Origin of the sequence: Streptomyces sp. NPDC050161 (assembly GCF_044460025.1) — a bacterium.
In the GTDB taxonomy this organism is placed as follows: domain Bacteria; phylum Actinomycetota; class Actinomycetes; order Streptomycetales; family Streptomycetaceae; genus Streptomyces.
This window is the reverse complement of the sequence record NZ_JBITJM010000010.1, coordinates 114,012-138,683: the sequence shown is the minus strand read 5'-3', so window position 1 is coordinate 138,683 and position 24,672 is coordinate 114,012. Positions and strand designations below refer to the sequence as shown.

Sequence of the window (24,672 nt, the reverse complement as noted above, 5' to 3'; positions counted from 1 at the left end):
TCCTACGATGGGGGCCATGGCGACAGACCGGGAACTGATGGACCACGCACGTGACTTGGACTTCTTCATCAGCTACTCGCCTGCGGACGAACAGTGGGCCTCCTGGATCGCCTGGACCCTGGAGGAAGCCGGATACCGCACGGTGATCCAGGCGTGGGACTTTGTCGCGGGCACCAACTTCATCGACTTCATGGACCGCGGCGTCAGCGAGTCCGTCGCCGTCATCGCCGTACTCTCCGGACACTACGGACGCTCCACCTACGGCCGCATGGAATGGCAGGCCGCGCTGCGCGCCGAGCCCGAGGAGCCGGAGCGCAAGCTGCTCACCGTCCGCGTCGAGGACATCCCGATCGAGGGGCTGCTCGCCACCATCACCTACGTCGACCTCGTCGGTGTCGCCGACCCGGAGACGGCGCGCGGCATGCTGCTCACCCGCGTCGGACAGGCCGTCGAAGGCCACGCCCGCCCGGGACAGCGCCCCGGCTACCCCGGCAGCCTCACCGCCACCGGACGCCCCAGGATTCCGGCGCCCAACGGGCACTCCGACGAACGCCAGCGCCCGCTCGGCCGCACCGGCTGGTCGGGGCGCCGCCGCCCGGCCAGGGCGCCCCAGTACCCGCAGGCGCCGGGCGCGGCGGGCCCGCCCGACGCCCTGACCGTGTTGCACCTCGCGGGCCCCGACTTCGGCCGCGGCCGGGAACCCGACGCCCTGCGCCGGGAGATCCGCAGCGACCTCGTCGAGCTGAAGGACGCCGGCGCACCGTCCCCCGACCTCCTCGTCGTCACCGGCGACCTGACGGCGTCCGGCAGCCCCCGCGAGTGCGACCAGGCCCTCAGCTTCCTCACCGGCCTGCGCTCCCAGCTCGACCTGCCGCCCCAGCGCGTCATCGTCGTGCCGGGCAACCAGGACGTCAGCCAGGCCGCCTGCCTCGGCTACTTCCACACCTGCGAGGCGGACGAGATCCCGCCGCAGCCCCCGTACTGGCCCAAGTGGCGCCACTACACCCGGCTCTTCCGCGGCCTCTACGAAGGTCTCGACACGGTCTTCGACAGCGACCAGCCCTGGACGCTGTTCCCGGTGCCCGAACTCCACACCGTCATCGCCGGGTTCAACTCCTCCATCGCCTACAGCCACCGCCCCGACGACCAGTACGGCTACCTCGGACGCGACCAGGCCACCTGGTTCGCCGAGGCACTGCGCGGCTACGAGGACGAGGGCTGGCTGCGCATCGGCGCGCTCCGGCACCCGCTCACCGGCCGCAGGCGACCGGGCGACGCACCCGGCGGCCCAGGACCGCTGCGCGACGTCGACACCTTCACCCGCCTCACCGCACCCCGGCTGCACTTCCTGCTGCACGGCCCCAGCGGCGGCCCCCGCACCAGCACCGCCGAGCCCGCGCACGACCTGCTGCCGCTCACCGGGGGCGAGCTGCCGCTGTTCGGCTCCGCGGCCCCCGCCAGGTTCGAGCTGCTGCGGGTCACCGCAGACAAGGTCACCCGCTGGACCGGCGAAGAACCCACCGCACCCGCCGAGTTCCCCGTCTCCTGGCGCAGCGCCCACCGCATCTTCACGCCGCCCGGCGAGCCCGCCGCCCCGCCGCCCGCCGCCGCGCCCGCCGACAACCGCTCGGTCGATGAGCCCGCCGACTCGCTCGCCGAACGCGTCAAGGAGGTCTGCCGGGCCCGGCAGGAGGGCGTACGCCTGCGGGACGTACCGCGCGGCGCCCCCGACGACCTGACCCAGATCATGGTCACCTGGAACGACGAGGGAGTCGTACGGCAGCAGCGGATCGCCGTCCACCCCGGCACCCCCACCGACGGCGAACTCGACCGTTTCCTCGCCCAGGCGCACGCCACCGACACCGGCTCCGACGCCGAACTGATCCACGCCGGGCCGCCACCGGAGCCCGCGCTCCGCGAACGGGCGGGCCGCCGCGGCATCCGGGTGCGCAGCTTTCTCGAATTCCAGGGCCTGCTCGACCTGCGGGCCTACGTCACGGCCCAGACCGCCAGGCTCGGCAACGACGACAGGTACGCACCCGACCTCTACCTCCCGCAGCGCTACCGCGACGCCGAACGCCCCGACGGCGAGGAACGCGAGGGTCTCGTCGAGGCCATGCTGCAACTCCTGGAGACCGACCACGGCCGCTTCATGCTGCTGCTCGGCGACTTCGGCCACGGCAAGACCTTCGCCCTGCGCGAGCTGGCCCGCCGCATCCCCGAACGGCTCCCGCACCTCACGCCCCTGCTCATCCCGCTCAACACCCTCGACCGCGCGCACAGCCTCGAAGGTCTGGTCGCCGCCCACCTCGCCGGGCACGACGTCGACACCATCGACCTGCGCGCGCTGCGCTACATGCTCGGACAGGGCCGCGTCGTGCTGCTCTTCGACGGTTTCGACGAACTCGTCAACCGCGTCAGCTACGACCGGGCCGCCGACCACCTCCAGGTGCTCCTGAACGCCGCCGTCGACAACGCCAAGATCGTGGTGAGCAGCCGCACCCAGCACTTCAAGTCACGCGACCAGATCCTCACCGCGCTCGGCGAACGCGTCGGCCTGCTCCCGCAGCGCCGCATCCTCTCCCTCGAAGGGTTCGTCCCGGCCCAGATCCGCGCCTACCTCGTCAACCGCTACGCCGACGAGGAGGCCGCCGACCGCCGCTTCCAGCTCCTCCAGAACATCCCCGACCTGCTCGCCCTGTGCGCCAACCCCCGGCTGCTCAGCTTCGTCGCCGACCTCGACCAGGACCAGCTGCGCGCGGTCGCCGGAGCCGGCCGCGCGCTGAGCCCCGCCCGGCTCTACGAGGACGTGTTCACCGCCTGGCTCGCCCACGAGGAACGCCGCGGCCAGGGCGGCCCCGGCGCCGCTCCCGGCCTGGGCATCGACCACCTCTGGACCGCGGTCACCGCACTCGCCAGGCGCCTGTGGGAGAGCGGGCGCAGCGGCCTGCGCCTCGACGAGCTGACCGACACCGTCTCCGCCGCGCTCAGCGAACTGTCGGCCGGCACGCTGTCCACCCAGGAACGCGCCCAGGCCGTCGGCGCGGGCAGCCTCCTGGTCCGCACCGACGACGGGCTCTTCCAGTTCATCCACGGCTCCGTCGTCGAATGGCTCGTCGCCCGCGAGGCCGCGGCTCAACTGGCCCACGGGGACGGCACCCTGCTGTCCGCCCGCCCCTTCAGCCCGCTCGCCGTCGAGTTCTTCTGCGACCTCGCCGACCACGGCCTGTGCACCGAGTGGGTCCGTACGGTCCTCAACGCCCCGGGCCCCGGCACCAGTGACGCGGCCCGCGCCAACGCCGTCCGGATCATCGACCGGCTGCGGGTGCCGGCCAACGCCGACCTGCGCGCCGCCCGGCTGTCCGGCGAGGACCTCTCCGGGCGGGACTTCTCCGGCGTCGACCTCACCGGCGCCGACCTCACCGACACCCGGCTGATCGGCGCCAACCTCTCCGGCGCCGTGCTCAAGGACGCCCGGCTGAACGGCGCCCGCCTCGACCACGCCGACCTCAGCGGCGCCGACTTCACCGGCGCCGACCTGCGCGGCGCCCGCCTCACCCGCGCCGACCTGCGCGGCGCCCGCCTCACCGGCAGCCGCTGGAACCGCGCCGCCCTCATCGACCCGGTACTCGACGCGCAGGTCCGCGCGGCCCCCGAACTGAGCACCGCGGCCCTCGCGCCCGGCATGCCGGTGGAGGCCGGTTTCCGCCCGGCGGCCGTCGGCGTCCCGTACGGCTTCGACATGCGCACCAGCCGGCTGCCCGAGCCCATCTCGTACAGCCCCGCAGGTGAACTCCTCGCGGTGGGCAGTGAGGACGGCGGGGTCCTGGTCTGCGCCGCGGACACCGGCCGCGCGCTGCGCACCCTGCACGGGCACGAAGGGCGGGTCTACGCCGTCAAGTTCCGCTCCCGGGTGCTCGCCACCGGCGGCGCCGACGGCACGGTACGCCTGTGGGATCCGGTGTCGGGCAGCTGCCTGCACCGCATCGACGTCCACCCCGGCGGCGTCTGGCCGGTCTCGCTCGACGAGGACGGCACCGTCGTCGCCACCGGTGACGCCGACGGCATGGTGACGCTCTGGGACACCGCGAGCGGCATGCCGCTGCACCACCTGCCCGGCCACACCGCGCCCGTCTACACCGCGGTGTTCAGCCCGGACGGCCGCACCCTGGTCACCGGCGACGCGGCGGCGGGACTGCGCATCTGGGACACCCGCACCGGAACGTGCACCGGCCGCCTGCCCGGCCACCAAGGGGCCGTCTACCGCGCCCGGTTCAGCCCCGACGGCACGTTGCTGGCCACCGGGGACCAGGGCGCCGAAGGGCAGGGCACGGTCCGCGTCTGGCGGCTCTCGGACGCGCGCCTGCTGCACGAGTTCACCGGACACACCGGACGCGTCTACACCCTCGACTTCCACCCCGACGGCAATCTGCTGGTCAGCGGCGACACCGACGGCCAGGTCCGGCTGTGGGATCCGGTGGTCGGCGCACCGGCCGGCACCCTGGAGTGCTGCACCGGCGCGGTCTACCAAGTGATGTTCGGCAACGAAGGCAGGCTGCTCGCCGCCTGTGACAGCGACGGCACGGTCCGGCTGTGGCGGGTCGCGTCGGGCGGCGGCCACCGCAACGTCACCCTGCTGCGCCAGCAGCCCGTCGAACACCGCGGCTCCGCCTGGGCCTGCCGCTTCCGCCCGCAGGACAGCCAGCTCGTCACCGTCGGCAACGACGGCGGCGCCCAGATCTGGGACGCCGACACGGGCCAGGGCAAGCGGATCCTGCGCGGCCACGGCCGCCGGGTGAACACCGTCGCCTTCAACTCCGACGGCAGCCGTCTCGCCAGCTGCGGCAACGACGGCATCGTCCGGCTCTGGGACGCGCGCACCGGCCGCCGGGCCGCCGAACTCTCCGGCCGCGGCGACCGGTTGATCTCCGCCGTCTTCAGCCCGGCGGGACCGGTCCTGGGCACGGCGAGCAACGACGGCGACGTCTACCTGTGGAACGCCGCGAACGGCGAGTACCTCCGCGAGATCGACGTGGAGACCGACCACACCTGGGCCGAGGCGTTCAGCGCGGACGGCGAACTGCTCGCCACCGCCAACGACGACGACTCGGTCCGCCTGTGGTGGCGCAGCACCGGCGCCCATGTCGCCACCCTGAACGAGCACCACGGCCGGGTGCGCTCCATCGCCTTCCGCGGCGACGGCGAACTCCTCGCCACCGGCTGCGACGACGGCCGCGTCCGCCTCTGGAACGTCGCGGGCAGCCTCCTGGTGACCGAACTCGAAGGCCACACCGACCGGGTGTACGCGGTCACCTTCGGCGCCGGCGGCGAGTGGGTCGGCAGCGCATCCTGGGACGGCACGGCCGCCATCTGGCAGGACGGCGTGCTCCGGCACGTCCTGCGCGGCCACCACGGCCGGCTGTGGGCGGCCGTCGCGCACCCGTACCGCCCGCTCCTGGCGACCGCGGGCGACGACCGCACCGTCTGCCTCTGGGACACCGTCACCGGCACCCGCATCGCCCGCCTCACCGGCCACACCGGGCGCATCTTCTCGCTCGCCTTCCACCCCGACGGCTCGCGCCTGGCCAGCTGCGGCGAGGACGGCACGATCCGCCTCTGGGACGTCCCCGCACCGGACGGCGCGGGCAGCGCGCCCGAACCGTCCCTGCGCGCCACGCTGATCGGCGTGCCGGACGGCTGGGCGGCGCTCACCCCCGAGGGCGGCTACAAGTACGAGGGCGATGTGGCGGGCGAGTTCTGGCACGTCGTCGGCATGGCCCGCTTCACCCCGGGAGAACTGGACGACTATCTCCCCGGCGTCCACCGGCTGTCCCTGGACGCGGAGTTGTAGCGGATTTGTAGGGGCGGGCGGCGGTTTCCACCGGGGGCGGGCCCGTCCCGCCTGCCGGGCACCCTTGCCCCCGGATGCGGCATGCGGTCTGCTGGGTTCCTTGATCGGTCCCGTCCGCACCGCCGCAGCGCACAAGGAGCCCGCCCGTGTTCACCACCCGCCCGACCCTGCACGGCACCTTCGGGATGGCATCCACCACGCACTGGCTGGCGTCCCAGTCCGCGATGGCGGTCCTGGAGGACGGCGGCAACGCCTACGACGCGGCCGTCGCCGCCGGCTTCGTGCTGCATGTCGTCGAGCCGCACCTGAACGGCCCGGCGGGCGAGGTCCCGATCATCCTGGCGCCCGCGGGCGGCCCCGTGCGCGTGCTGTGCGGGCAGGGTCCTGCGCCGGCCGGGGCGAGCGTGGCGCACTACACCGGGCTCGGCCTCGACCTGGTGCCGGGCACCGGACCGCTGGCCGCCGCCGTGCCCGGCGCCTTCGACGCCTGGATGCTGCTGCTGCGCGACCACGGCACCAAGACCCTCGCGGAGGTGCTGCGGTACGCGATCGGCTACGCGGAACACGGGCATCCGGCCGTCGAGCGGATCGGCGAGACCATCGAGACGGTCAGGGAACTCTTCACGACGGAGTGGACCTCGTCCGCCGAGGTGTACCTGCCGGGCGGCAGGTCCGTCGCCCCGGGCGGCCTGCTGCGCAACCGCCCGCTGGCCGCCACCTGGCGCCGCCTCACCACCGAGGCACAGGCCGCTTCGGCCTCCCGCGACGGACAGATCGACGCGGCCCGCAGGATCTGGCGCGAGGGCTTCATCGGCACCGCACTCGCCGAGGCCGCGGCCCGCCCCGCCATGGACACCTCGGGCGAACGGCACGCCGGCACCCTCACCGGCGACGACCTCGCCGGTTACGCGGCGTCCTACGAGGACCCCGTCACCTACGACCGGCACGGCTGGACCGTCGCCAAGGCCGGCGGCTGGTCCCAGGGCCCGGTCTTTCTCCAGCAACTCGCCCTGCTCCCCGACGAGTTGCCCGCCTACGGCAGCCCCGAGTACGTGCACACCCTCATCGAGGGCTGCAAACTCGCGATGGCCGACCGCGAGGCGTGGTACGGCGACGCGGCCGACGTCCCGCTCGGCACCCTGCTCGGCGACGCGTACAACGCCGAGCGCCGGCAGCTGATCGGCGAGCACGCCTCGTACGCGCTGCGGCCGGGCAGCCCGGACGGCCGCACCCCGCGGCTGAGCCGGCACGCGCTGGCCGTCGCCGCGGGGCGGGCGGGAGCAGCGGGCGGCGGCGGGCGGACCGGGGGCATCGGCGAGCCGACCGTCGCGCCCAGCGCCGCCGACGCGGACGACCTGCCCGCGCAGAGCGTCGCGCCCGAGGTCGACCGCAGCGGCGCCACCCGCGGGGACACCTGCCACATCGACATCGTCGACCGCTGGGGCAACCTCGTCTCCGCCACCCCGTCCGGCGGCTGGCTCCAGTCCAACCCCGTCGTGCCCGGCCTGGGCTTCCCGCTCGGCAGCCGGCTCCAGATGGCCTGGCTGGAGGAGGGGCTGCCCAACTCGCTGACCCCGGGCCGCCGGCCGCGCACCACCCTGACCCCGTCGCTGGCGCTGCGCGACGGCGTCCCGGTGATGGCCTTCGGCACCCCGGGCGGCGACCAGCAGGACCAGTGGCAGCTGCACTTCTTCCTCGCCGTCACCCTGCGCCCCGAGGTACGCGGCGGTCTCGACCTCCAGGGCGCGATCGACGCCCCGAACTGGCACAACGACGCGTTCCCCGGCTCCTTCTTCCCCCGGGCGATGCAGCCGGGCGCCGTGACCGTCGAATCACGGATCGGCACCGGGACCGTCGAGGAGCTGCGCCGCCGCGGGCACCGCGTCACCGTCGGCGGCCCCTGGTCGGAGGGGCGGCTGTGCGCGGTGGCCCGTGACCCGGAGACCGGAGTGCTGTCGTCGGCCGCGAACCCGCGCGGCATGCAGGGCTACGCGGTGGGCCGCTGACCTGCGGCGATACCGGGCGCGCAGGTGTGGAGGGCCGCCCCGCCGCACCTGCGATTGGCCCCCGGGGCATCCGGAATTCACCTCTGGTCCAGGCGCCGTGTCAGTGGGGCGTGGTTCGATGGATACATGATCGAAGCACTCAGTACGCATCAGGGAGACCTCACGCACAGCACCGAAGCCGCGCCGGACGCGAGCGCGGCCGACGCCGCGGCGGCCCCGGCGCCCGACCTGTCGGCGCTCGACCTCGCCGCCGTCGAGGAGGCCGTCCGCCGGGCGGCGGCCGAGGAGATCCTGCCGCGGTTCCGGCAGCTCGCGGCGGACGAGATCGTCGAGAAGAACGGCCCGCACGACCTCGTCACGGTCGCCGACCGCCGCGCCGAGGAGCACCTCACCGCCGCGCTCACCGCCCTGCTGCCCGGTTCCGTGGTGGTCGGCGAGGAAGCCGTGCACGCCGACCCCGCCATACTCGACGCCCTGCGCGGCGACGCCCCGGTCTGGATCGTCGACCCGGTCGACGGCACCCGCCAGTTCGTCCACGGCGACCCCGGCTTCGCGACGCTGGTCACCCTCGCCCACCGCGGCGAACTGCTGGCCTCCTGGACGTACGCGCCCGCGCTCGACCTGATGGCCGTCGCCCGCCGCGGCGCCGGCGCCACGCTCAACGGCGAACCGCTGATGCCGGGCCCCGCCGCGTCCACCGCGGGCATCGACGTCGCCATCTCGCACTACGACTTCACCACCGACGAGCAGAAGCGGGTGCTCGCCGCCCTGGACACCGGCGGCATCGCCCCGCGCCCCTGCGGCTCGGCGGGCCTGGAGTACCTGCACATAGCCAGGGGCCAGATCGACGCCGTGGCCTTCAGCTGGGAGAACGCCTGGGACCACGCGGCCGGGCTGCTCCTCGTGCAGGAGACCGGCGGCGCGAGCGGCACCGTCGCGGGCGAGCCGTTCCGTATCGCGGGCGGCAATGCGCTGCCCTTCACCGCGGCGCGGGACGCCGACACCGCGCGGCGTATCCTCGGACTACTGGCAGCCGCCAACTGATCCTCAACGACGAGGACCGGACACGAGGGGAGTGGCGCAGGTGCCGAGGATGCTCGATGCCGTGGTGATCGGGGCGGGGCCCAACGGCCTGACGGCGGCCGTCGAACTGGCCCGCCGCGGCATGTCCGTCGAGGTCTTCGAGGCCCGCGACACCATCGGCGGCGGCGCCCGCACCGAAGAGCTGACCCTCCCCGGCTTCCGGCACGACCCCTGCTCGGCCGTGCACCCCTTCGGCATCGGCTCACCCGCCTTCGCCACCATGCCGCTCGCACGGCACGGCCTGGAGTGGCTGCACCCCGAGATCCCGATGGCGCACCCCTTCCCGGACGGCACGGCCGCCGTGCTCGCCCATTCCGTCGGCGAGACCGCGATGTCCTTCGGCCCGCGCGACGCGGGGACGTACCGCAGGCTCGTCGCGCCGTTCCTCGGCAAGTGGGACAGCATGGCCCACGACTTCCTGCGCACCCAGTGGCTCGGCCTGCCGCAGGACCCGGTGACGTACGCCCGCTTCGGGCTCACCGCCATGCAGCCGGTCACCCTCCTCAACCGCCGCTTCCACGACGAGAAGGCCCCCGGCCTGCTGGCCGGGATCGCGGCGCACGCCATCGCCCCGCTCGGCGGCTTCGGCACCTCCGGGCTCGCCCTGATGTTCGCGCTGGCCGCGCACGCACGGGGCTGGCCGGTGCCCCGCGGCGGCTCGCAGGCGATCTGCGACGCGCTGGCGGGCCTGCTGCGTGCCCACGGCGGCGCCCTGCACACCGACTTCGAGGTCAAGCGGCTCGACGACCTGCCGCCCGCCCGCGCCTACGTCTTCGACACCTCGCCGACCGCGCTCGCCCGGATCGCGGGCCTCGGCAACGCCTACCGCAACGTCAAGTACGGCCCCAGCGTCTTCAAGATCGACTACGCGATGTCGGCCCCGGTGCCGTGGACGGCCCCCGAGGCGCGACAGGCCGGTACCGTCCACATCGGCCCCACCAGCGGCGAGATCTCCGCCGCGCTGAACGCCGCCGCGCAGGGCCAGGACCCCTCCGTACCCTTCCTGATCACCTCCCAGCCCAGCCTGATCGACCCCACCCGTGCCCCCGAAGGCCGGCACACGTTCTGGGTGTACGGCCACGTCCCCAACGGCTGGGATGGCGACGCGACGGAGGTCATCGAGCGGCAGATCGAACGCTTCGCCCCCGGCTTCCGCGATCTCGTCCTGGCCCGCGCGATCGCAGGACCGCCTCGGATCGCCGCCCGCAACGCCAACTACGTGGGCGGCGACACCGCCACCGGCTCCGCGGCCGGCCTGCGCCTGCTCATCCGCCCCAAGCTCACCCGCGTCCCCTACACCACCGCCCACCCCGCCGTCTTCCTCTGCTCCCAGGCCACCCCGCCCGGCCCCGGAGTGCACGGCATGTCGGGTCACTACGCCGCGAAGCAGGTCTGGCGCAGGCTGCGGGCCACCGCACGCTGACGTTCCTCGGCCGGGATGCGGACACAGGCTCTAAGCTCCGGCCCATGAGCCCCACACGCCCCACACCTGCCCCGTCCGGCCCGGCCCTGACGTTCGTCCGCGGCGACATCACCGAGCAGGACGTGGACGCCGTCGTCAACGCCGCCAACTCCTCGCTGCTCGGTGGCGGCGGCGTGGACGGCGCCATCCACCGCCGCGGCGGCCCGGAAATCCTGGCCGCCTGCCGCGAGTTGCGCGCCTCGCACCACGGCCGCGGACTGCCCACCGGCCAGGCCGTCGCGACCACGGCGGGCCGCCTGCCGGCCCGCTGGGTGATCCACACCGTCGGCCCGGTCTTCGCCTCGGGCGACGCGGCTCTCCTCGCCTCCTGCTACCGCGAGTCGCTGCGCGTCGCCGACGAACTCGGGGCCAGGACGGTCGCCTTCCCCGCCATCTCCACCGGCGCCTACGGCTGGCCCGTCGACGACGCCGCGCGGATCGCCGTCGAGACGGTGCGCGAGACCGGAACGGCGGTGGAGGAGGCCAGGTTCGTCCTCTTCGACGCGCGCACGTACGCGGCCTTCACGGCGCAGGCCGGGTAGCGAACGGGGGCGCCGGCGGCCGGCGTTCAGCCCACGGCCGGGCGGCGGGCCGCGTCGCGGCGGCCGACGAGGAACCAGACGAGGCTGCCGAGGAACGGCGCGACGCACGTGAACACCACCCAGGCCGCCTTCATGCCGCCGGTGAGACGGGACCTGACGATGCCGACCAGGGCCCCGATGACGAAGGCCACGTAGCACAGCAGCACCAGGACGAGGAGCGCCGCGCCGAGGCGGAGGGCGCCCGGGTCCGATGCTGCGGCGGCCACGGTGATCTGCTGGACGAGCGGAGCGTGCATGGTGCGGTCTTCCCTTCGTGCCGGGCGCTGCCGTTGAGCGGCGGTGCCCGGCCGCATGCGTGTGAACGGAGCGGTGCGTGGGGCGTGTTCGCCGGCCACGTGCTCCACCTTCGCCGCGCACCTCCGGCGACCGCATCACGCTTCCCGCTCGTCCCCGTTGCCCGAAAGTCGTATGCGGGGCTGCCCGGAATGGGGATGTGGGGGAGGGCCCGGGTGGCCGACCGTGGAGGGGCCGACGGGCGGTCATCCGCCGTCCCGCCGTCCCGACCCTGGAGGAGAGGCATGATCAGCGCAGCAGGGCTGAGGCACCCGGCCCGCAGCGCACACCACCACCTGCGCAGGGCGGCGGCCAAAGCGGGCAGGTCAGGGCAGCGGGTACGGCAGGTGGGGCCGGGGGCCGGGCCGGGCGGCCGGTACCGTCGTGCGGTGAGATTTTTGGACAACCGGCGGCACTGGCTGTCGTGGTGGAACGGGAAATTCCGCTCGCTGGGATGGGATCTGCTCGTCACCGCCCTCGCGGTGTGGACCGGTTCCAGCTCGGACACCGTCCCCACGGTCTGGGCATGCGTGCTGGTGGCACCGGCGTTCCTCGTGCGCAGACGGTTCCCGTGGGCGGCCGTCCTCGTGACCGTGCCGGTGGCCTTCCTGACCCAGCCGACGGGCCCCGCCATGATCGCCGCCTATACCGCGGGCATGAAGTGGGGCCCGCAGCAGCGGTCGTGGGTCGCGGGCGGCCTCACCTGCACGGTGGCCTTCTGCCACACCGCCCACACCCTCGGCCTGACCCACACCGCCAGCTACCTCGTCGGATTCGCGGTGGCCGCCGTCGCCGGAGCGATGCTGGCGGGGCAGTGGGTCTTCCAGCGCAGGGTGCTGCTGGCCACCCTGCACGGACGGGCCGAACAGGCGGAACGCGAACGGGACCTGCTCGCCGAACGGGCGGTGGCCGCCGAGCGCCGCCGTATCGCCCGGGAGATGCACGATGTCGTCGCGCACCGCGTCAGCATCATCACGATCCAGGCCGGCGGGCTGTCGGTGACCGCGCCCGACGCCCGTACCGGCGAGGTCGCCGAGGTGATCCGCAGGACCGGCGCGACGGCCCTGTCCGAACTGCGCGGCATGCTACGGGTGTTGCGCGACGACAAGGACGGCACGGCGGCGCAGGACGGTGACGACGCCGTCGGCGAGGTCACCGTCCGCGGCATCAAGACCCTCGTCGACGACGTGATCGCCTCCGGTGCCACCATCCGGCTGGAGATGCCCGACGACCTGCCGCAGCCCTCCGGAGCGGTGGACCGCGCGGCCTACCGCGTCGTCCAGGAAGCGCTGACGAACGCGGCCAAGCACGCCCCGCACGCCACGGTGGACGTCACGGTCACGGCCGAGGACAGCGACCTCATGATCAGCGTCGCCAACGAGCGCGGGGGCGGCCCGGACTCCGGCGGCGTGCCGGGGTCGGGCTACGGCCTGATCGGCATGCGGGAGCGCATCACGCTGGCCGGCGGCGCCCTGGGCACCGGCTGGGAGGACGACGGGAAGTACTGGGTGCGGGCGGTCTTCCCCCTGCACGCCCAGGAGGACTCCGCGTAGGGCGGACCGCTCAGGCGAGCCCGGCGTCGTGCGCCACGATGGCGACCTGGGTGCGGTTGGCGGCGCCGAGCTTGGTCATGATCCGCCCGATGTGGACCTTGACCGTGGACGCGCTCAGGAAGAGCCCGGCCGCGATCTCGGCGTTGCTCAGCCCGCGCGCCACCGCCGCGGCGACCTCGCTCTCCCTCGACGTCAGCACCTTCACCCGGGCCCTGGCCTCCTCCGCCGTACCGTCCGTGGCGAACGCCCGCAGCAGCCGCTTCGTGATCCGCGGCGACAGCATCGCCTCGCCCCGGGCGACGGTGCGCACCGCACCGGCCAGCTCACGCGGCGGGGTGTCCTTGAGGAGGAAGCCCGACGCGCCGTCCCGCAGCGCCGCGTGCACGTACTCGTCCAGGTCGAACGTGGTGAGGACGGCCACGGCCGGCGGCTCCGGCAGGGCCGTGAGGCGCTTGACGACCTCCAGGCCGCCGACACCCGGCATCTGAATGTCGGTCAGCACCACGTCCGGGCGGTGCGCGGCCACCAGCTCCATGGCCTGCGAGCCGTCGCGTCCTTCGGCGACGACCTCGATGTCCGGGTCGGCGTCCAGGATCAGCCGGATCCCGCTCCGCACCAGCTCTTCGTCCTCCAGCAGAACGACCCGAACGCTCACCCGTGTACCTCATCCATGTGCAAGGGACAGACAACCGTGACCACGGTATCGGCCGCCCGCAGACCGGGACATCGCCGACCACCACGCGGTCGCCGCCGCCGCCCCACCACCCCGCGGCCGTCCGCACTGTCTCCCGCCGGATGGCCGGAAGTCGACGGAACCTACCCGCCAACGGGCCTATGAGGAGGCCGGGTTGAGGTGTGATACTCGGCCCGCCGACGGGGCGGCGAGCAGCGTGAGCGGAGTCGAGGAGCGGGCATGAGCAGGCAGCAGGACGAGAAAGCCCTTCTCGACGCGGTGACCGCCCGGCTGGCCGCGCGCAGGGGACCGACGGACCTGCGGGCACCGGGCGCAGCGGACGTCACCTGGCGGTCGCTGCTCGACTGCCACGTCACCCGGTGCATCGAGACCCGCAGGGAAGCGGAAAGGGAACAGCACGGGCACATCGACCTCTCCAAGTACGCCACCTACCAGGACCTGTCGGCCCACCCGGTCCCCGAACCGTCCGACCCGGATACCCAGCAGGAGTGGACGCTGGTGCGCGAGGACTCGGTACGTGCGCACCACTGCGTCTGCGGCAACGGCCGGGTGCCCTGCGACCGGTGCACGGGGCACGGGGAGTTGGTCTGCGAGCCGCTGCGCGCCTGCACGGGCTGCGCCGGCGCCGGCTCCTGCGCCAGGTGCGGCGGCAGCGGACAGCGCGGCCACCACAGCGCCGCCGCCCCCGCGCGGGACGAGCGGGAAACCTGCGTCAAGTGCGGGGCGCCCGAAGCCGCCTGCCCCGCCTGCCGTGGCGCGGGACGCGTCCGGTGCACCGACTGCGACGGCAGCGGAAAGGTCGCCTGCCCGGGGTGCGAGGGCGAGGGCAGCGTCGGCCACAAGGCGTGCGGCGGCGCCGGCCGGACCACCACCTGGACCGAGGGCACCATCGAGCACCGCAGCGTGAAGAGCGAGGTGCCGATGCCGACCACGCAGCCGCCCGTCCTCGTCCGGCTGATCGCGTCGGGAGCCGGCCAGTGGCGCACCGCGGACTGCGGCTACGGCGACCGGCTGCCCGCCGACCTGTCCGACACCCATTGCGCCGCCGTCGAACGCGGCATCGTCAAGCGGCCGGGCGAACTGGCCAGGCGGGCCAGGCTCCGCCACCTGCCGATAGCGCGGGTGGCCGTCTCAGGGGAGCCGGGCCTGGTCTTCTACGCCTTCCCCGAGAGCGCGGGATGCCGGGTCCTGCCACTGCCTTCGGCCCGCCGCGTCGCGCTGCTGACCGCCGCGGCCATCGGTCTCGCGGCGGCGGTCAAGGCGGTCTTCATGCTGCTGGGCTGAGCGCCGGTTCCCGCACCCGGGCCGGTCCCGCGCCCGCCGGTACGAGAGGGTGGACGCAGTGCCCGTCCGCATCAGGAGTACGCCATGCCCCACATCCTCGTTTCCTACGACGCGTCCCTGCACGACGTCATCGACCGCCGCGGCTTCGCCCGCGAACTGCACGCGCTGGCCGCGAGGACGGTCGACGACATCACCGTCGAGAGCTGCAAGACCCGCTTCTGCCGCGTCGACGAGACCGTCATCGCCGACGACGAGCCGGGAGCGGCCCTGATCCACCTGGAGTTCGCGGTACTCCCCGGCCGCTCGACGCAGGTCAAGACCGAGCTGAGCCGCGCGGTCCTGGCACTGCTGCGACAGCACACCGCCGCCGCCCCCGACACGCTGGTGGTGCACACGTCCGTCGACGTGACCGATCTCGACGCGGCCTACACCAAGCACGTGGAACGGGGCGGCGGCACCGGACGCCCGTGAGGTGACGGACCCGCTGCCCGCTCCGCACCGACCCTAGGAGCCGACGATGACCGACAGGTACCCGCCGATCGAGCCGTACGACCAGGGGATGCTGGACGTGGGCGACGGCAACCTCGTGCACTGGGAGGTGTGCGGCAACCCGCGGGGCAAGCCCGCGGTGGTCGTGCACGGCGGCCCCGGGTCGGGGTGCGGCACCTGGGCGCGGCGCCACTTCGCCCCCGAGCGCTACCGCATCGTCCTGTTCGACCAGCGCGGATGCGGCCGGAGCACCCCGCACGCCGCCGACCCCGCGACCGACCTGCGGCACAACACCACCGCCCACCTGCTCGCCGACATGGAGCAGTTGCGCGAACACCTCGGCATCGACCGCTGGCTGCTGTTCGGCGGATCCTGGGGCTCGACGCTGATCCTGGCGTACGCCGAGCGCCATCCGCAGCGGGTCTCGGAGATCGTCATCCCGAGCGTCACCACGACCAGGCGCCGCGAGATCGACTGGCTCTACCGGGGCGTCGGCAGGTTCTTCCCCGAGCAGTGGGCGCGCTTCCGGGACGGTGCCCGCGCGGCGGAGGGGGACGGGAGCCTCATCGGGGCGTACGCGGAGCTGACCGGGCACCCGGATCCCGCGGTGCGGGAGCGGGCCACGGCGGACTGGTGCGCCTGGGAGGACACCGTGCTGTCCATGGAGCCGAACGGCGCGCCCGACCCGTACGCGGGACGGCCGTCCGCCGCCCGGCTCGCCCTCGTCCGCATCTGCACGCACTACTTCGCGCACGGCGCCTGGCTGGAGGAGGGCGCCCTGCTGCGCGACGCGGGCCGGCTGGCCGGGATCCCGGGGGTCCTCATCCACGGCAGGCTGGACCTCAGCTCCCCGCTGGAGACCGCCTGGGAACTGTCCCGCGCCTGGCCGGACGCCCGGCTCATCGTCATCGACGACGCCGGGCACAAGGGCAGCGAGGCGATGCGGGAGGCGGAGATCGGCGCCCTGGACCGGTTCGCGGCGGCCGGCGGGCGGAGCTGAGCCCGTCGCGTGGGGGACCTGCGCGGGGAGGGGAATCGCGGGTGCCCCGGCAGGCGCACGTTGATGTCGGATTTCCGCCAGCGGGGGAGCGGCGGCTGCGGAATCCTGGAGGCATGCACACCGACACCGAGCGCTGTCTGCGCGCCGTGCAGTCCAAGGATGCCCGCTTCGACGGCTGGTTCTACACCGCCGTCGTCACCACCCGCATCTACTGCCGCCCCAGCTGCCCCGTGGTGCCGCCCAAGCCGCAGAACATGCGGTTCTACCCCAGCGCCGCCGCCGCTCAGCAGGCCGGATTCCGCGCCTGCAAGCGCTGCCGGCCCGACGCCAGCCCGGGATCGCCGCAGTGGGACGCGCGGGCCGACCTCACCGCCCGCGCGATGCGGCTGATCGCCGACGGCGTCGTGGACCGCGACGGCGTCCCCGGACTCGCCGGAGCGCTCGGGTACAGCACCCGGCAGGTCGAACGCCAGCTGCTGGCCGAACTGGGCGCCGGGCCGCTCGCCCTGGCCCGAGCCCAACGCGCCCAGACCGCACGGCTGTTGATCGAGACGACCGCCCTGCCGATGGCCGAGGTCGCCTTCGCCGCCGGGTTCGCCAGCATCCGCACCTTCAACGAAACGGTGCGGGAGGTCTTCGCGCTGGTACCGGGCGAGCTGCGGCAGCGGGCCCGCCCCGGCCCGCGCGCCGCCCTGCCGGGCACCCTCACCCTGCGCCTCCCGTTCCGCCGCCCGCTGTGCCCCGACAACCTCTTCGGACACCTCGCGGCCACCGCGGTCCCCGGCGTCGAGGAGTGGCGCGACGGCGCCTACCGCCGCACCCTGCGCCTCCCCTACGGGCACGCCATCGTCGCGCTGTCACCCCGCCCCGAGCACATCGAGTGCCGGCTCGCGCTGACGGACCTGCGGGACCTCGCGGGCGCCATTGCACGGTGCCGCCGGATGCTCGACCTCGACGCCGACCCGGAGGCGGTGGACGCCCAGCTCCGCACCGATCCGCTGCTGGCCCCGCTGGTCGGCAAGGCGCCGGGCCGCCGCGTCCCGCGCACCGCCGACGCCGACGAGTTCGCCGTCCGCGCGGTACTCGGCCAGCAGGTCTCCACCGCCGCCGCCAGGACCCACGCCGGCCGCCTGGTCACCGCACACGGCGAGCCGGTCGACGACCCGGAGGGCGGCCTCACCCACCTCTTCCCCGACCCGCGGACGCTGGCCGGACTCGACCCCGGGACGCTGGCGATGCCCAGGACCCGGCGCGCCACCCTCACCGGCCTGATCGCCGCGCTCGCGTCCGGCGCGCTCCGGCTGGGTGTCGGCGACGACCGGGAGGAGGCCCGCGCCCGCCTCGCCGAGCTGCCCGGCATCGGCCCCTGGACCGTCGAATGCATCGCCATGCGCGCACTCGGCGACCCCGACGCCTTCACCCCCACCGACCTCGGCCTGCGCCGCGCCGCCACCCGGCTCGGCCTGCCCGGCACCCCGGCGGCCCTCATCCGGCACTCCGCCGCCTGGCGCCCCTGGCGCGCCTACGCCGTCCAGTACCTCTGGGCGACCGACGACCACCCCATCAACCTCCTCCCCACGAACTGAGCCCCCAGCCATGACCTCGCACGCATCCGCAGCCCCGGCCACCGGCCGCACGCACACCGTCATCGAGGGCACCCCGGTGGGCCCGCTCACCCTCGTCGCCACGGACGGCGCCCTGTCCGGCCTGTACATGACCGACCACCGCCACCGTCCGCCGCTGGACACCTTCGGCGACCTCGCAGGCCAGGACTCCGCGCCGTTCGCCACGGTCGTCGAGCAGCTGCACGCCTATTTCCGCGGCGAGTTGACCGTCTTCGACGTGCCGCTCGCCCTGAGCGGCACCTCCTTCCAACGCCGCGTCTGGGCGGCGCTGTGCACCATCCCGTACGGGCGGACCCTGAGCTACGGGCGGCTCGCCGAGCAGTTGGGTGTGCCGTCCGCCGCCCGTGCCGTCGGTCTCGCCAACGGCCGCAACCCGGTCAGCATCATCGTGCCCTGCCACCGCGTCGTCGGCGCCGACGGCAGCCTGACGGGCTACGGCGGCGGCCTCGACCGCAAGCGCAGGCTGCTCGCCTTCGAGAGCGCCGACGCGGCACTCTTCCCGGCGCCCGAGGCCGGCTGGCGGCGGGGGAGACCCCGAGCGGGCCGCCTACCCGCCGACCACAGCGCGCACGTCCGCGACGAGCCGCCCCGCCAGCTTCAGTGAATTCCCCAACTCCACGCCGGTGCGGCCGAGTTCACCCAGCAGGGCGGCGGCGTCCGCACCGAAACCCGGCGGCGTCTCCGGCAGGGCGGCGGCTGCCGCGAGCGCGCCCTTCTCGTTGAGGCACCAGACGCGGTGGTGCGCGTGCAGCGCCTGGACGAGATCCCCGACGGACCGGGACAGGCACAGCGAGGCGTGCAGCACATCGCCGGTGGACTGCGACTTCCCCGCCATCGCCGCCGAGAACTCCGCGTCCCAGACGGCCCGGCCGGTCAGCGCGGCCCGCAGCGCCTCCGGATAGTGGCGTGCCGCGTCCTTGAGGCGGCCCAACTCCCCTGCGGGGTCGGCGAGTACCTGCCCCAGCGCCACCTCGCCCGGGTAGGCGGGGGACCAGAAGCCGAGCGGATGGCCGGTCTGGGCGCCGATCTCGAAACGTCCCTCCCGGCACTCATCCCACACCCGACGCACCCGGTCGACGTCCCGCAGGATCCAGTCCACATGGCTGCCGTCCGGCAGCACCAGCCAGGCACCGCCGTTGACCCACTCGCCCCAGGCACCCGGCGCGAACACCTCGACCGGGCCGCCGGTGACCTCGCCCGCCAACCGCTCCAGCTCGCGCAGGTCAGGTGTGCCGCGGTAGTACACCCCCAGATCCCAGTCGGAGTCCGGCCGGTGCGTGCCGCGCGCCCGGCTCCCGCCGAGCATCACCCCGGTCACTCCCGGCACCCGGGCGATCCGTGCGGCGATCTCTTCCATGTCCTGTACTCCGTGCGGTAGTTGAGGGTCAGGGCGAACGGGTGCGTCCGCGGTCAGGGGCCTTCGGGCGCCAACTCCCGCTCGCCGACGGTCTGGTCCCCGCTCAGCTCGCCGGTGGGCCGGAACCCGAGCCGCAGGTAGAACCGCTCGGGGCCGTGCTCGCCCACGCCCCAGGAGACCGTGGCACGTGACCCGCCGCGCCGCCTGATCTCCGCGCACACCGACTCCACGGCGAACCGGCCGTAGCCGCGCCCCTGCCGCCCGGCGGCGATGTTCAGCCGCCACAGGCCGCTGCGCAGCCGGTCCTGCGGATCGTCGGGGTCGAAGCGCACGTCGAAGAAGGCCATCACGAAACCCACGAGCTGCGTACCGTCGAAGATCAGCCGCGGCCAGGCGACGCCGGGTTGCACATACGCCTCGGCGAGCGACCAGGCGACCGGCTTGACGAACTCCTGCTGCTCGGGCCTGACCGTCAGCCGGCACGCGGCCTCCACGGTGTCAGGCGTGATCTCTTCCAGACGGAGCGACGGCGGCATGGCGGCACCCTACAGGCGGAGTTCAGGGAACTCGACGGAATAAACCGGCGGCCCGGCACCGCACACCGGCGGGCTACAGCAGCCTCAACCCGGCCCGCCACCACCCCCGTTGGGCGGCAGCCCGTCCTCCAGCTCAGCCGGGCCCGCGCCCCGTGCGAGCGCGTCCAGCGCGGCCCGCAGCCGCAGCGCCATCCGTCCATCGACGAGCCGCTCGGCCTCGTCCCACGCCACCAGACGCCAGGACAGCAGCTCGTCCTCCGGCAACCGGACCGCGCCGAGCTGCGCCGCGTCCAGCACCCCGCCGTCGAAGAGGTACGACACCAGCGGGGGCCGACGCTCGCTGCGGACCCAGTCGACGGCGAGCAGCGCGCCCGGCGCGATGTCCAGGCCGATCTCCTCCGCGGTCTCACGGCGGGCGGCCTGCCGGGGCGACTCGCCGCGGTCCGACTCGACGGTGCCGCCGGGGATCAGCCAGGTGTCGCGGTAGTCGGGCTCCACGAGCAGGATCCGTCCGCTCCCGTCACGGAAGACGGTGCCGGCCGCGGCGAGCACCCGGGGGAGACCCGCGATGTACGTGGCGTAGTCCTTGGTCGTCATTGCGGGAGTGTAGAGGCGGCGCAGCCCCGCCCGGCCCGCGGACGCCCACGCCCGCTCCCCGGTGCTCTGTTCGCCCGGCCCCTCGCCGGATAGGGTCGCAGCGGCGCGACTGCCAGTTCGAAAGCAAGGGGAAACACGGTGGCGGACGCAGCAAGGACACGGTCGGCACGGGTGCTGATCGCCGCGGACAAATTCAAGGGTTCGCTCACGGCCGTCGAGGTCGCCGAGCACGTCACGGCCGGTCTGCACCGCGTCGTCCCGGAGCTGGACGTCGTGGCCCTCCCGGTCGCGGACGGCGGTGACGGCACGGTCGCCGCGGCGCTGGCCGCCGGATTCACCCGCCACGAGGCCCGCGTCAGCGGCCCCACCGGCACGCCCGTGACCGCCACCTTCGCCCTGCGCGGCGACGGCACCGCGGTGGTCGAGATGGCGGAGGCGTCGGGACTCCAGCACCTCCCGGACGGCGTCTTCGCGCCGTTGACGGCCAGTACCTACGGCACCGGCGAGCTGCTGCTGGCCGCGCTGGACGCGGGGGCGACCTCGATCGTCTTCGGCGTCGGCGGCAGCGCCACGACCGACGGCGGCGCCGGGATGCTCGCGGCGCTCGGCGCCCGCTTCCTCGACGCGGACGGCGCACCGGTGGCACCGGGCGGCGGCCCGCTGCGCGACCTCGCCACGGCCGACCTGTCGGGCCTCGACCCCCGGCTCGCGGACACCGCCATCGTGCTGGCCAGCGACGTCGACAACCCGCTGACAGGCCCGAAGGGCGCCCCGGCGGTCTACGGCCCGCAGAAGGGCGCGACCGAGGCGGACGTGGCCGCGCTGGACGCGGCGCTCGCGCACTACGCCGAGGTGCTGGAGCGGTCCGTCGGCGCGCGGGCCGCCGAGCACGCGTCGGCGCCCGGCGCGGGCGCGGCAGGCGGCATCGGCTATGGCGCGCTGGTCGGCCTGAACGCCGCCTTCCGGCCCGGCATCGACGTGATGCTGGACGTCCTGGGCTTCGCGCCCGCGCTGGCGAAGGCCACCTTCGTCATCACAGGCGAAGGCTCCCTCGACGGGCAGACGCTGCACGGCAAGGCGCCCGCCGGGGTCGCAGCCGCCGCCCGCGCGGCCGGCATCGACGTGGCCGCGGTCTGCGGCCGGCTCCAGCTCACCCCGGAGGCGCTCGGCGCGGCCGGCATCCGGCGGGCGTACGCGCTGACGGACCTGGAGAGCGATCCGGCGCGCTGTATGGCCGAGGCGGGTCCGCTGCTGGAGCGGGCGGCCGAGCGGCTGGCCCGCGACTTCCTGGTCTGAGCCGGATCCGGGCGGCCCGCACCCCGCGGGCCGCCCGGCAGCGGAATGCCGAGAGCCCCGGGTGCATCGTGCACCAGGGGCTCTCGGCGGGTCGTACGGGGTGTTACGGAAGCTGGGCGGCGCGGGCCTCGCGGCGGTTGTCGCGGAAGGTGTTGACCCTCCGGGCCGTCGCGAACAGCGGGATCATCGCGCCGAGGACCACCTGGAGGGCGCAGCCGGTCTGCAGCAGCAGCTGGCCTCCGGGGGCGTCCAGCGCCCAGGCGGCGAGCATGCCCATGCTGAGCACGATCCAGCTGAGCATTGCCACGGCCAGCCGGCCACGCGGCTTGGGGTACTCGACCCGGCTCACCATCAGCCAGGCCACGCCGATGATCGCCAGCAGCGTCGGCAGGAACGGCAGCTCGAGCAGCACGATGGCGACGACGGTCAGTGCGCCGAAGGGTCCTGGCATGCCCTGGAACATGCCGTCGCGCATCGGCACGCACGAGAACCGCGCGAGCCGCAGCACCACGGCCAGCAGCACCACGACCGCGGCCACCACCGACACCCGCTGGTTCGCGTCCTGGGCGACCATGCCCCAGGTGACGACGAAGTAGGCGGGGGCCAGGCCGAAGCTGATCAGGTCGGAGAGGTTGTCCAGCTCGGCGCCCATCGCGGAGGCCCGCAGCTTGCGCGCGACGAGTCCGTCGAAGAGGTCGAAGACCGAGGCGAGCAGCATCAGGATCACGGCCATCGCCGCGCTGTGCCGGGCCATCCCGCCGTCGTCCATGCCCGTCAGATGCGGGATGAGGACGCCGGTGGTGGTGAAGTACACGGCCATGAAGCCGCAGATGGCGTTACCGAGCGTGAGGGTGTCCGCTATCGACAGCCGCGTGGACAGCGGCATGTCGTCGACGTCCTCCTCGGTCTCGGGCGCCCAGCTCGCCTGGGTCTCGGGATCAATCACGGTCAAGACGAGTCACCCCCGCGGTGGTGGCCTGGCCGACCTCGACCGCTGCCTCGACGCCCTCCGGAAGGTAGACGTCGACGCGCGAGCCGAAGCGGATCAGACCGATACGTTCGCCCTGCTCGACCTTGGTGCCCTCGGGCACGTAGGGAACGATGCGGCGGGCCACCGCACCTGCGATCTGGATCATCTCGACGTCACCGATCTCGGTGTCGAAGTGCCAGACGACCCGCTCGTTGTTCTCGCTCTCCTTGTTGAACGCCGGGACGAAGCCGCCGGGGATGTGCTCCACGGACGTCACGGTGCCGGCCAGCGGCGCGCGGTTGACGTGGACGTTCAACGGGCTCATGAAGATCGCGACGCGGGTGCGCCCGTCCTTCCACGGCATGATGCTCTGCACCACACCGTCGGCCGGAGAGATGACGCGGCCCTGGGTGATGTCGCGCTCGGGGTCGCGGAAGAACCACAGCATGCCCGCCGCGAGTGCGGTGGTGGGCACGGCGACGGCAGCCCAGCGTCCCGAGCGACGGGAACGGGCCAGGCTGACCGCTGCCGTTGCCACGGTCGGGAGGAGCCACGGCGACGCTCCGCGCGCGAGGCGGACGCGACCGCGTGGTGCAGAGGATTGGCTGTGGGGCATGGATGACCTTCGTAGCGGAGGATGCCGCGTATGGATACGGGGGACGGCGGCTTTCCGGGGATGCTATCGGTTGCGAGCGGCAACTGGCCAAGAGCCAGAGCCAATCCATGGCCGAAGAACGATGACGCGGTGTGATCTTCGTCTAGATGAAATCGGCCTAAAGGGGATATTCACCCCTGGATTCGGTACTCCTCAAGTAGCCGCCGGCCGATGATCATTTTCTGGATCTCGGCGGTACCTTCACCGATCAGCAGCATCGGGGCCTCACGGTAGAGGCGCTCGATCTCGTACTCCTTGGAGAAGCCGTAGCCGCCGTGGATGCGGAACGCGTCCTCGACCACCTCCTTGCAGTATTCGGAGGCCAGGTACTTCGCCATGCCCGCCTCCAGGTCGTTTCGCTGACCCGAATCCTTTTTGCGAGCGGCGTTCACCATCATTGCATGGGCCGCTTCGACCTTTGTTGCCATTTCGGCCAATTTGAACTGGATGGCCTGGTGCTGCGCGATGGGCTTCCCGAAGGTGTGACGCTGCTGCGCGTAGTCCACTCCCAGCTCGAACGCGCGCTGGGCGACGCCGCAGCCGCGCGCGGCGACATTGACGCGGCCCACCTCGACGCCGTCCATCATGTGATAGAAGCCACGCCCGCTCTCGCCGCCGAGCACCCGGTCGGCCGGGATGCGCAGGCCGTCCATGATCAGCTCGGTGGTGTCCACCCCCTTGTAGCCCATCTTGTCGATCTTGCCGGGGATGGTGAGCCCTGGCCTGACCTCGCCGAAGCCGGCTTCCTTCTCCACCAGGAAGGTCGTCATCGACTTGTGCGGCGCGGTGCCGTCGGGGTGGCCCTCGTCGGTCCGGCACAACACCGCGACCAGCGTGGACGAGCCGCCGTTGGTGAGCCACATCTTCTGGCCGTTGAGGACGTAGCTGTCGCCGTCCCGCACGCCCTTGGAGGAGATGGCCGACACGTCCGAGCCCAGTGCGGGCTCCGACATCGAGAAGGCGCCGCGGATCTCACCGGCCGCCATCTTCGGCAGGAAATAGTCCTTTTGTTCCTGCGTGCCGTGCTGCTTGAGCATGTACGCCACGATGAAGTGGGTGTTGATGATGCCCGACACGCTCATCCAGCCGCGGGCGATCTCCTCGACGGTCAGCGCGTAGGTGAGAAGGGACTCGCCGAGACCGCCGTACTCCTCGGGAATCATCAGTCCGAAGACGCCGAGTTCCTTCAGTCCCTCGACGATCTGCGTGGGGTATTCGTCCTTGTGTTCCAGCTCGGTGGCGACCGGGAGGATCTCCTTGTCGACGAATCCGCGGACGGTGGAGAGGATTTCCCGCTGGATGTCGGTCAGGCCGTCGGTCTGCGCAAGACGGGGCATGG

At 73.5% G+C, this 24,672-nt stretch carries 19 protein-coding genes and 1 pseudogene; 12 read left to right on the top strand and 8 right to left on the bottom strand.

Annotated features, from left to right (window positions below):
- Positions 1–16 precede the first annotated feature (16 nt).
- From ACIBK8_RS18670 to ACIBK8_RS18650, 5 genes are all read left to right on the top strand, one after another.
- Positions 17–5,851, top strand: coding sequence for a TIR domain-containing protein (locus ACIBK8_RS18670; RefSeq protein ID WP_399042944.1), 5,835 nt, complete (start codon positions 17–19; stop codon positions 5,849–5,851).
- Positions 5,852–5,997: 146 nt separating this feature from the next.
- Entirely contained in the window at positions 5,998–7,857 is a 1,860-nt protein-coding gene (locus ACIBK8_RS18665; RefSeq protein ID WP_399042943.1) for a gamma-glutamyltransferase family protein, read from the top strand.
- 126 nt (positions 7,858–7,983) lie between these two features.
- Complete coding sequence (locus tag ACIBK8_RS18660) at positions 7,984–8,901, top strand: inositol monophosphatase family protein (RefSeq protein WP_399042942.1); 918 nt, start codon at positions 7,984–7,986, stop codon at positions 8,899–8,901.
- Between the two features lie 40 nt (positions 8,902–8,941).
- Positions 8,942–10,363 (top strand): phytoene desaturase family protein, encoded by a 1,422-nt coding sequence (locus ACIBK8_RS18655; RefSeq protein ID WP_399042941.1) that lies wholly within the window; start codon positions 8,942–8,944, stop codon positions 10,361–10,363.
- Positions 10,364–10,407: 44 nt separating this feature from the next.
- The gene (locus ACIBK8_RS18650; protein ID WP_399042940.1) at positions 10,408–10,944 is read left to right on the top strand and encodes an O-acetyl-ADP-ribose deacetylase; all 537 of its coding nucleotides are present in this window, start codon (positions 10,408–10,410) and stop codon (positions 10,942–10,944) included.
- Positions 10,945–10,970: 26 nt separating this feature from the next.
- Here the strand turns inward: ACIBK8_RS18650 and ACIBK8_RS18645 are convergent, their stop codons facing one another.
- Positions 10,971–11,240: a PLD nuclease N-terminal domain-containing protein gene (locus ACIBK8_RS18645; RefSeq protein WP_399042939.1), complete on the bottom strand. Its 270-nt coding sequence runs from the start codon at positions 11,238–11,240 to the stop codon at positions 10,971–10,973.
- A 282-nt stretch (positions 11,241–11,522) separates the two neighbouring features.
- On the opposite strand from ACIBK8_RS18645, the gene ACIBK8_RS18640 reads away from it, so the two are divergent.
- A complete protein-coding gene (locus ACIBK8_RS18640) occupies positions 11,523–12,830 on the top strand; it encodes a sensor histidine kinase (RefSeq protein WP_399042938.1) in 1,308 nt (435 codons plus the stop codon).
- Between the two features lie 10 nt (positions 12,831–12,840).
- Here the strand turns inward: ACIBK8_RS18640 and ACIBK8_RS18635 are convergent, their stop codons facing one another.
- Positions 12,841–13,485, bottom strand: coding sequence for a response regulator (locus ACIBK8_RS18635; protein ID WP_399042937.1), 645 nt, complete (start codon positions 13,483–13,485; stop codon positions 12,841–12,843).
- Between the two features lie 258 nt (positions 13,486–13,743).
- Between ACIBK8_RS18635 and ACIBK8_RS18630 the strand changes: the two genes are divergently transcribed.
- The 5 genes and pseudogenes from ACIBK8_RS18630 to ACIBK8_RS18610 all read left to right on the top strand — a co-directional run.
- Complete coding sequence (locus ACIBK8_RS18630) at positions 13,744–14,808, top strand: hypothetical protein (protein ID WP_399042936.1); 1,065 nt, start codon at positions 13,744–13,746, stop codon at positions 14,806–14,808.
- An 84-nt stretch (positions 14,809–14,892) separates the two neighbouring features.
- Positions 14,893–15,279 carry a 5-carboxymethyl-2-hydroxymuconate Delta-isomerase gene (locus ACIBK8_RS18625; RefSeq protein ID WP_399042935.1) on the top strand — a complete coding sequence of 129 codons (387 nt, stop codon included), beginning with the start codon at positions 14,893–14,895 and terminating at the stop codon, positions 15,277–15,279.
- A gap of 46 nt (positions 15,280–15,325) precedes the next feature.
- Positions 15,326–16,297 carry a prolyl aminopeptidase gene (gene pip / locus ACIBK8_RS18620; RefSeq protein WP_399042934.1) on the top strand — a complete coding sequence of 324 codons (972 nt, stop codon included), beginning with the start codon at positions 15,326–15,328 and terminating at the stop codon, positions 16,295–16,297.
- 113 nt (positions 16,298–16,410) lie between these two features.
- Entirely contained in the window at positions 16,411–17,883 is a 1,473-nt protein-coding gene (locus ACIBK8_RS18615; RefSeq protein WP_399042933.1) for an AlkA N-terminal domain-containing protein, read from the top strand.
- 10 nt (positions 17,884–17,893) lie between these two features.
- A pseudogene (locus ACIBK8_RS18610) lies at positions 17,894–18,415 on the top strand (methylated-DNA--[protein]-cysteine S-methyltransferase); the annotation flags it as partial.
- Between the two features lie 54 nt (positions 18,416–18,469).
- Here the strand turns inward: ACIBK8_RS18610 and ACIBK8_RS18605 are convergent.
- The 3 genes from ACIBK8_RS18605 to ACIBK8_RS18595 form a co-directional block, all read right to left on the bottom strand.
- Positions 18,470–19,279: a nucleotidyltransferase domain-containing protein gene (locus ACIBK8_RS18605; RefSeq protein ID WP_399042932.1), complete on the bottom strand. Its 810-nt coding sequence runs from the start codon at positions 19,277–19,279 to the stop codon at positions 18,470–18,472.
- Positions 19,280–19,332: 53 nt separating this feature from the next.
- Positions 19,333–19,815, bottom strand: a complete 483-nt coding sequence (locus ACIBK8_RS18600; protein WP_399042931.1) for a GNAT family N-acetyltransferase — start codon at positions 19,813–19,815, stop codon at positions 19,333–19,335.
- Between the two features lie 84 nt (positions 19,816–19,899).
- Positions 19,900–20,412 carry an NUDIX domain-containing protein gene (locus tag ACIBK8_RS18595; protein ID WP_399042930.1) on the bottom strand — a complete coding sequence of 171 codons (513 nt, stop codon included), beginning with the start codon at positions 20,410–20,412 and terminating at the stop codon, positions 19,900–19,902.
- Between the two features lie 171 nt (positions 20,413–20,583).
- On the opposite strand from ACIBK8_RS18595, the gene ACIBK8_RS18590 reads away from it, so the two are divergent.
- On the top strand, positions 20,584–21,708 hold the full coding sequence (locus tag ACIBK8_RS18590; protein WP_399043016.1) for a glycerate kinase: 1,125 nt from the start codon (positions 20,584–20,586) through the stop codon (positions 21,706–21,708).
- Positions 21,709–21,811: 103 nt separating this feature from the next.
- Here the strand turns inward: ACIBK8_RS18590 and pssA are convergent, their stop codons facing one another.
- The 3 genes from pssA to ACIBK8_RS18575 all read right to left on the bottom strand — a co-directional run bounded on the left by pssA (position 21,812) and on the right by ACIBK8_RS18575 (position 24,670).
- The gene (gene pssA, locus ACIBK8_RS18585) at positions 21,812–22,660 is read right to left on the bottom strand and encodes a CDP-diacylglycerol--serine O-phosphatidyltransferase (protein ID WP_393681935.1); all 849 of its coding nucleotides are present in this window, start codon (positions 22,658–22,660) and stop codon (positions 21,812–21,814) included.
- Positions 22,647–23,294: a phosphatidylserine decarboxylase gene (locus tag ACIBK8_RS18580; protein ID WP_227047570.1), complete on the bottom strand. Its 648-nt coding sequence runs from the start codon at positions 23,292–23,294 to the stop codon at positions 22,647–22,649. The genes pssA and ACIBK8_RS18580 overlap by 14 nt, the downstream gene beginning before the upstream one ends.
- A 170-nt stretch (positions 23,295–23,464) precedes the next feature.
- On the bottom strand, positions 23,465–24,670 hold the full coding sequence (locus tag ACIBK8_RS18575) for an acyl-CoA dehydrogenase family protein (protein ID WP_399042929.1): 1,206 nt from the start codon (positions 24,668–24,670) through the stop codon (positions 23,465–23,467).
- Positions 24,671–24,672: the final 2 nt, after the last annotated feature.